Annotated in this window: 4 protein-coding genes and 1 pseudogene; 4 read left to right on the top strand and 1 reads right to left on the bottom strand. The window is 71.7% G+C overall.

From position 1 onward, the window contains the following. The first annotated feature begins 345 nt into the window (after positions 1–345). Positions 346–3,090 (top strand): pyruvate dehydrogenase (acetyl-transferring), homodimeric type, encoded by a 2,745-nt coding sequence (gene aceE, locus JNW89_RS20120; RefSeq protein ID WP_309140006.1) that lies wholly within the window; start codon positions 346–348, stop codon positions 3,088–3,090. A 175-nt stretch (positions 3,091–3,265) separates the two neighbouring features. Here the strand turns inward: aceE and JNW89_RS20115 are convergent. Continuing rightward, positions 3,266–3,711 (bottom strand): annotated as a pseudogene (locus tag JNW89_RS20115) (SRPBCC family protein). A 201-nt stretch (positions 3,712–3,912) separates the two neighbouring features. On the opposite strand from JNW89_RS20115, the gene JNW89_RS20110 reads away from it, so the two are divergent. The 3 genes from JNW89_RS20110 (at position 3,913) to gltX (ending at position 8,058) form a co-directional block, all read left to right on the top strand. Further along, positions 3,913–5,223: a GH1 family beta-glucosidase gene (locus tag JNW89_RS20110; protein ID WP_238450068.1), complete on the top strand. Its 1,311-nt coding sequence runs from the start codon at positions 3,913–3,915 to the stop codon at positions 5,221–5,223. Next, positions 5,220–6,497, top strand: a complete 1,278-nt coding sequence (locus JNW89_RS20105) for an MFS transporter (RefSeq protein ID WP_238450067.1) — start codon at positions 5,220–5,222, stop codon at positions 6,495–6,497. The genes JNW89_RS20110 and JNW89_RS20105 overlap by 4 nt, the downstream gene beginning before the upstream one ends. A 151-nt stretch (positions 6,498–6,648) precedes the next feature. Further along, positions 6,649–8,058, top strand: coding sequence for a glutamate--tRNA ligase (gene gltX, locus JNW89_RS20100; RefSeq protein WP_309140005.1), 1,410 nt, complete (start codon positions 6,649–6,651; stop codon positions 8,056–8,058). Positions 8,059–8,212: the final 154 nt, after the last annotated feature.

Here is an 8,212-nt window from a genome sequence, read left to right as displayed (position 1 = left end):
GTCGCGGGCCAGCCCGACGACGAGCAGCAGCGCCGAGCGCGCCCAGTGCCAGGAACCCCACCATCTCCGGCCTCCCCGCCGCCAGACCGGCCAGCCCCACGCCGACGCCGGCCACGCCGGCGACGGCCGTCACGAGCCCCAGGAGCAGCAGTCGCGATCGCATGCCCGAAGGGTAGGGACGGCGGACAAGCGCCCGGTCGACTAGCGCATCGGTCGGTTGCGCAAAGTTACTGACGGGTACCTGTGTTGAGCGTCGCGTCTGGGGGAGCTAGACGTGACGACGGGTGCCACCAGGGGGCAGGATGGCGCTAGAGACCTATCCCACACACAACCGAGGGAACGCCTGTGGCTACGGAACGCAAGCGCCCGGTGATCACCGCTGGTCTGCCGAGCCAGCTTCCGGACATCGACCCTGAAGAGACCGGCGAATGGGTCGAGTCGCTCGACGGTGTCATCGACGAGCGCGGAACCAAACGCGCCCGCTATGTCATGCTGCGCCTGCTGGAGCGGGCCCGCGAGCGCCAGGTCGGGGTGCCGTCGCTGACCACCACCGACTACATCAACACCATCGCTCCGGAGCGCGAGCCGTGGTTCCCCGGTGACGAGCACGTCGAGCGGCGGATCCGGGCGTACGTCCGGTGGAACGCGGCGATGCTGGTGCACCGGGCGCAGCGCCCGGAGATCGGGGTCGGCGGGCACATCTCCACCTTCGCCAGCTCCGCCTCGCTCTACGAGGTGGGCTTCAACCACTTCTTCAGGGGCAAGAACCACCCCGGCGGCGGCGACCACATCTACTACCAGGGTCACGCCTCCCCCGGCATGTACGCGCGGGCGTTCCTGGAGGGGCGGCTGAGCGAGGACCAGCTCGACGGGTTCCGCCAGGAGCTGTCCCACCCGGGCGGCGCGCTGCCGTCGTACCCGCACCCGCGGCTGATGCCGGACTTCTGGGAGTTCCCCACCGTCTCGATGGGGCTCGGCGGCCTGAACGCCATCTACCAGGCCCGGTTCAACCGGTACCTGCACCACCGGGGCATCAAGGACACGTCCGACCAGCACGTCTGGGCGTTCCTGGGCGACGGCGAGATGGACGAGCCGGAGACCCTCGGCGCGATCGGCGTGGCCGCCCGTGAGGAGCTGGACAACCTCACCTTCGTGATCAACTGCAACCTGCAGCGGCTGGACGGCCCGGTGCGGGGCAACGGCAAGGTCATGCAGGAGCTGGAGGCCTTCTTCCGGGGCGCCGGCTGGAACGTGATCAAGGTGGTCTGGGGCCGGGAGTGGGACCCGCTGCTCGCCGCGGACACCGACGGCGCGCTGGTGAACCTGATGAACACCACGCCCGACGGCGACTACCAGACCTACAAGGCGGAGTCCGGGGCGTACGTCCGGGAGCACTTCTTCGGCCGCGACCCGCGGACCCGCAAGATGGTCGAGCACCTCTCCGACGACGAGATCTGGAACCTCAAGCGAGGTGGCCACGACTACCGCAAGCTCTACGCGGCGTACAAGGCGGCGACCGAGCACACCGGGCAGCCGACGGTCATCCTGGCCAAGACGATCAAGGGCTGGACGCTCGGCTCGCACTTCGAGGGCCGCAACGCCACCCACCAGATGAAGAAGCTGACGCTGGAGGATCTGAAGACCTTCCGCGACCGCCTCTACCTGGACATCCCGGACAAGGCGCTGGAGGACAACCCCTACCTGCCGCCGTACTACACCCCGGGTGAGAAGTCCGACGAGATCGCGTACCTCAAGGAGCGGCGCGAGCAGCTCGGCGGCTACCTGCCGTCCCGGCGGACCAGCAGCAAGCGGCTGACCATCCCGGGCCCGGAGCGGTTCGCCGACGTCAAGCGCGGCTCGGGCAAGCAGAAGGTGGCCACCACGATGGCCTTCGTCCGCCTGCTCAAGGACGTGATGAAGGACAAGGAGTTCGGCAAGCGCTGGGTGCCGATCATCCCGGACGAGGCCCGCACCTTCGGCCTGGACTCGATCTTCCCGACCGCGAAGATCTACTCGCCGCACGGCCAGCGGTACACCTCCGTCGACCGGGAGCTCTTCCTGTCGTACAAGGAGTCGACCACCGGGCAGATCCTGCACGAGGGGATCAACGAGGCCGGCTCGGTCGCCTCGTTCACCGCGGCCGGCACCTCGTACGCCACCCACGACGAGCCGATGATCCCGATGTACATCTTCTACTCGATGTTCGGGTTCCAGCGCACCGCCGACGGGCTCTGGGCGGCCGCCGACCAGATGGCCCGGGGCTTCCTGCTCGGCGCCACCGCGGGGCGGACCACGCTCAACGGTGAGGGTCTGCAGCACGAGGACGGGCACTCGCTGCTGATCGCCGCCACCAACCCGGCGGTGGTCGCGTACGACCCGGCGTTCTCGTTCGAGATCGCGCACATCATGGAGCACGGCCTGCACCGGATGTACGGGGACGCTCAGGAGAACATCTTCTACTACCTGACGGTCTACAACGAGCCGATCCTGCAGCCGGCCGAGCCGGCGGGCGTGGACGTCGAGGGCCTGCTCAAGGGCATCTACCGCTACTCCCCGGCGCCCGAGGTGGGCGGGGACGCGCCGAAGGCCAACGTCCTGGCCTCCGGCACCGGCATGCAGTGGGCGCTCAAGGCGCAGCAGTTGCTCGCCCAGGACTGGGGGGTGGCCGCCGACGTCTGGTCGGTGACCTCCTGGACCGAGCTGCGCCGGGACGCGGTGGAGTGCGAGGAGCACAACCTGCTCAACCCGGGTAGTGAGCCGCGGGTGCCGTACATCCAGCAGAAGCTGGCCGACGCCGACGGGCCGAAGGTCGCGGTCAGCGACTGGATGCGCGCGGTGCCGGACCTGATCTCGCGCTGGGTGCCCGGCGACTACACCTCGCTCGGCACCGACGGCTTCGGCATGTCGGACACCCGGCACGCGCTGCGCCGGCACTTCCACGTCGACGCCGAGTCGGTGACGGTCGCGACGCTGCGGCAGCTCGCGCTGCGCGGCGCGGTGCCGGCGAACGTGCCGGCCGAGGCGGCCAAGAAGTACGCCCTCGAGGACGTCACCGCCGCCCCGGTCGGCGAGACCGGCGGCGACAGCTAGTCCCCGCGTACGACGGACGGGCCCGGCGCACCACGCGCCGGGCCCGCTGTCGTTCCCGGCCCACCATGCGGTCGCCGACGCGGCAGAAGGCGGACGGAAGCGGCGGTGGTCCGGAGCCCCTGGCGGGGACGCCGGGCCACCGCCGTCGCGGGTGACGCCGTAGGACGCGCCCTGCTCAGCCGACGGCGGCCAGGTCGGTGAGGCGGGCCAGCGAGTCCTCCAGGTCGGCGCGACCCGACGCAGCCCGAGCCGGAGCAGGGCCGCCTTGACCGGACCGGCCGGCCACCGTACGACGATGAGCCGCACGATCGTCCCGCCCTGCTCCTCGTCGGGAGTGAGCTGGACGTAGATCTCGGTGCGCGCCTCGGCCCGGGCGCCGGCACCCCTGGCCCGCTCCCGCCACCCGATCAGGGTCGGCTCCTGGTAGGCGATCACCTCTGCCTCGTGCGCCGCGCCGCGCCCGGCCTGGACCAGCTGTCGCCGGCCGAAGCCCTCCCCCGAGAGGACCTCGGCCGCGCGGACGCCCGCCAGCCAGGCCGGCAACTGCTCGGCCCGCTGCACGACGTCCCAGACCGCTTCCATCGGCGCCACCACGTGCGCACTGCGTTCCACGAGGATCATTTCTGTCTTCCCCCACTGAGGACATCCGCGATATTCCGCACTGTATGCGCAAATTCGGACGTACTGGGACGGGTTCGGAAAAGACACGCCGAAAACCCTTGCGCCGGCACGGCTGCGGGCCTATGGCGCTTCGAGGGCCCGCGCCCTAGAGTCCCGAACACATCTCATGTTTCTGGGAGGGCGACTGTGACGACCGCGCCGATGCCCGCGTTCCCCGCCGGCTTCCGCTGGGGGGTCTCCACCTCCGCGTACCAGATCGAGGGTGGCGCCGACGCCGACGGACGCGGGCCGTCCATCTGGGACACCTTCGCGTACACCCCCGGGCGGATCGTCGACGGCAGCACCGGCGACGTGGCCTGCGACCACTACCACCGGCACGGCGAGGACGTCGCGCTGATGGCCGGGCTGGGCGTCTCGGCGTACCGGTTCTCGATCGCCTGGCCCCGGGTGCAGCCCGGCGGGACCGGGGCGGCCAACCCGGCCGGCCTCGACTTCTACGACCGGCTCGTCGACGACCTGCTCACCGCCGGCATCGACCCGGTGGCCACCCTCTTCCACTGGGACCTGCCGCAGCCGCTGGAGGACGCCGGCGGCTGGCTGAACCGGGACACCGCGCACCGCTTCGCCGAGTACGCCGACCTGGTCGCCGCCCGCCTCGGCGACCGGGTGAAGCTCTGGATCACCCTGAACGAGCCGTTCATCCACATGAGCCTCGGCCACGGCACGGGAATACACGCGCCGGGCCGGTTCCTGCTCTTCGACGCCCTGCCGGTCGCCCACCACCAACTGCTCGGGCACGGCCTGGCGGTCGCCGCGCTACGCGCCCGCAGCACCAGTCCGGTCGCCATCGCCAACAACTACTCGCCGGTGCGGCTGCTCGGCGGCACCGACGCCGACCGGGCCGCCGGGGCGGTGTACGACGCGCTGCACAACCGGCTCTTCACCGACCCGCTGCTCGGCCGGGGCTACCCGCCCGGCTTCGAGGACGCCCCGGTGCGCGACGGGGACCTGGACATCATCGCCGCGCCGATCGACGTGCTCGGGGTGAACTACTACAACCCGACCGGGATCCGCGCGCCGGAGGAGGGCGCGCCGCTGCCGTTCGAGATGGTGCCGCTGGAGGGCTACCCGAGGACCGGCTTCGACTGGCCGGTGGTCCCGGAGGGGCTGCGCGAACTGCTCACCTGGCTGCACGACACCTACGGCGAGGCGCTGCCGGAGATCCAGCTCACCGAGAGCGGCTGCGCCTACGACGACGTACCCGACGCCGACGGCCGGGTGCACGACCCGGAGCGGATCGCGTACCTCGACGGGCACCTGCGGGCGGTCCGGGCGGCGATCGACGACGGCGTCGACGTGACCGGGTACTTCGTCTGGTCGCTGCTGGACAACTGGGAGTGGGCGGAGGGTTTCACCAAGCGCTTCGGCCTGGTGCACGTCGACTTCGACACCCAGGTCCGCACGCCCAAGTCCTCGTACGCCTGGTACCGGGACCAGGTCGTCCGGCGATGACCACGATCGACCCGACGCCGACCTCGCTGCCGGCGGCGCTCGCCGAGCCGATGGTGCCGGTCCGGCGGAGCTGGATCGCGCTGATCTTCGCGGCCAACCTCGGCGTCTGGATGGCCTTCTTCACCCCGATCCAGGTGCTGCTGCCGCAGCAGGTCGAGCGGATCGCCCCGCTCGACAAGGAGGCCATGCTGGCCGTCGTCACCGGGATCGGCGCGCTCGCGGCGGTGCTCGTCAACCCGCTCGCCGGGGCGCTGTCGGACCGTACCTGCCTGCGGATCGGCGGGCGCGAGTTCGGCCGCCGGCACGTCTGGACGGCGGGCGGCGCGGTGCTCGGCGCGCTCGCCCTGGTGCTGCTGGCCCGGCAGGACACCATCGCCGGGGTGACGGTGGGCTGGGTGGCCGCGCAGGTGTGCTTCAACGCGATGCTGGCCAGCCTGACCGCGGCCATCCCCGACCGGGTGCCGGTCGCCCAGCGCGGCGGCGTCTCCGGCTGGGTGGGCATCCCGCAGGCCCTCGGCCTGGTGGTCGGCGCGGTGCTGGTCACCGCCGTCGTCAGCGGCACCACCGCCGGGTACGCGGCCATCGCGGTGGCCGTGCTGCTGCTCTCGCTGCCGTTCGCGCTGCTCACCGCCGACGACCCGCTGCCCCGGGCGCACCGCCCGGCGCTGCGCTGGCGGGCGCTGGCCGCCTCGATGTGGATCAGCCCGCGCCGGCACCCGGACTTCGCCTGGGCCTGGATCACCCGGTTCCTGGTCCAGATCGGCAACGCGCTCGGCACCCTCTACCTGCTGTACTTCCTCACCGACGGGGTGCGCCACCCCGACCCCGAGGGCGCGCTGCTGGTGCTGATCCTGCTCTACACCGTCGGGATGATGCTGACCGCGGTGGTCGCCGGCCGGCTCTCCGACCGCTCCGGCCGGCGCAAGGTCTTCGTGATCACCTCCGGGGTGATCATGGCGGTGGCGGCGCTGCTGCTCGCCGTCGCGCCGGTCTGGTCGATGGCGGTGGCCGCCGCGCTGCTGCTCGGCGCCGGCTACGGCGTCTACCTGTCGGTCGACGCCGCGCTGATCACCGAGGTGCTGCCCCGCGCCACCGACCGGGCCAAGGACCTCGGGGTGATCAACATCGCAAACTCCGCCCCGCAGGTGCTCGGCCCGGCCATCTCCGCCCCGATCGTGGTCCACCTCGGCGGCTACCCCACCCTCTACGCCGTGACGGCCGCCGTCACCCTCCTCGGCAGCGCCCTCGTCCTCAAGATCCGCGCCGTCCGCTGACCCCACCCACCCCCACTGCCCGCACTTTCTGGGAAAGAGTGCTCATTCGGCGTCGAATGGCCACGCTTTCCGGGAAAGTGCGTGGATCTTGGGGGCTGCGGCTCGGGACCCCTGGGGGAATGGGGTCGCGGGCGGCCGTAGGCTGGAGGACGTGACGGTACGTGTGCGCTTCGCCCCTTCCCCGACCGGTATGTTCCACGTCGGCGGCGCCCGCTCGGCGCTGCAGAACTGGATCTACGCCAAGCAGCAGGGCGGGGTCTTCGTGCTGCGCATCGAGGACACCGACGCGGCGCGCAACAAGCCCGAGTGGACCGAGGGCATCCTGTCCGCGCTGGAGTGGATCGGCATCGCCCGCGGCAGCTACGAGGGGCCGTACTTCCAGTCGCAGTACGCCGCCGAGCACCGCGCCGCCGCCCAGCGGCTCCACGAGGCCGGCCGGGCGTACTACTGCGACTGCACCCGCGAGGACGTGCAGGCCCGCACCGGCTCGCAGTACCAGGGCTACGACGGCTTCTGCCGGGACCGGGGCCTGGAGCCCGGCCCGGGGCGTGCGCTGCGCTTCCGCACCCCGGACGAGGGCGAGACCGTGGTGGTCGACCTGATCCGCGGCGAGCCGACCTTCGAGAACAAGCTGATCGAGGACTTCGTCATCGCCCGCGCCGACGGTTCGGCGGTCTTCCTGCTGGCCAACGTGGTCGACGACATGACCATGGGGATCACCCACGTGGTCCGGGCCGAGGAGCACCTGCCCAACACCCCCAAGCAGCAGCTGCTCTGGGACGCCCTCGGGGTGAAGCCGCCGGTCTGGGCCCACGTCCCCGTGGTGGTCAACGAGAAGCGGCAGAAGCTCTCCAAGCGCCGCGACAAGGTCGCCCTGGAGGCGTACCGGGACGAGGGCTACCTCGCCGACGCCATGCGCAACTATCTGATGCTGCTCGGCTGGGCGCCGTCGGGTGACCGGGAGATCGTGCCCTGGTCGGTGATCGAGGAGGAGTTCCGGCTGGAGGAGGTGAACGCCTCCAGCGCCTTCTTCGACGAGAAGAAGCTGCGCGCGTTCAACGGCGAGTACATCCGCGCCCTGCCGGTCGACGAGTTCGTGGCCGCCTGCCAGCCGTGGCTGACCGGCACCGAGACGATCGCCCCGCCGCCGTGGCAGCCGGCCGAGTTCGACGCCGAGGCGTTCGCGGCGGTGGCGCCGCTGGCCCAGACCCGGATCGCGGTGCTCAGCGAGATCGTGCCGAACGTCGACTTCCTCTTCCTGGCCGACCCGCTGATCGACGAGGCCGCCTGGGCCAAGGCGATGAAGGAGGGCGCAGCCGACCTGCTGGACGCGGCGATCGCCGCGTACGAGGCGCTGGAGTCGTGGGACGCCGAGTCGCTGAAGGCGACCCTGGAGGCGGTGGGCGCCGAGCGCGGCCTGAAGCTGGGCAAGGCGCAGGCGCCGGTCCGGGTCGCGGTCACCGGCCGCACCGTCGGGCTGCCGCTGTTCGAGTCGCTGGAGGTGCTCGGCCGGGAGCGCACCCTGGCCCGGCTGCGCGCCGCCCGGGTCCGCCTGGTCTGAGACGTACCCGCGAAGGGCCGCCGGTTCCCCGGCGGGCCCTTCGTCGTAGCTGCGTCGGACCCGGTGACCGACCCCGGCCACGCCGGTACGGCGTCGACCCCCGGCCGGAGACCGTGCGGGACCGGTCAGGAGCGGGTGGCGCGACGGCGCAGCA

It is taken from the genome of Micromonospora sp. 4G55, assembly GCF_016803375.1.
This window is presented reverse-complemented; position numbering and strand designations above follow the sequence as displayed.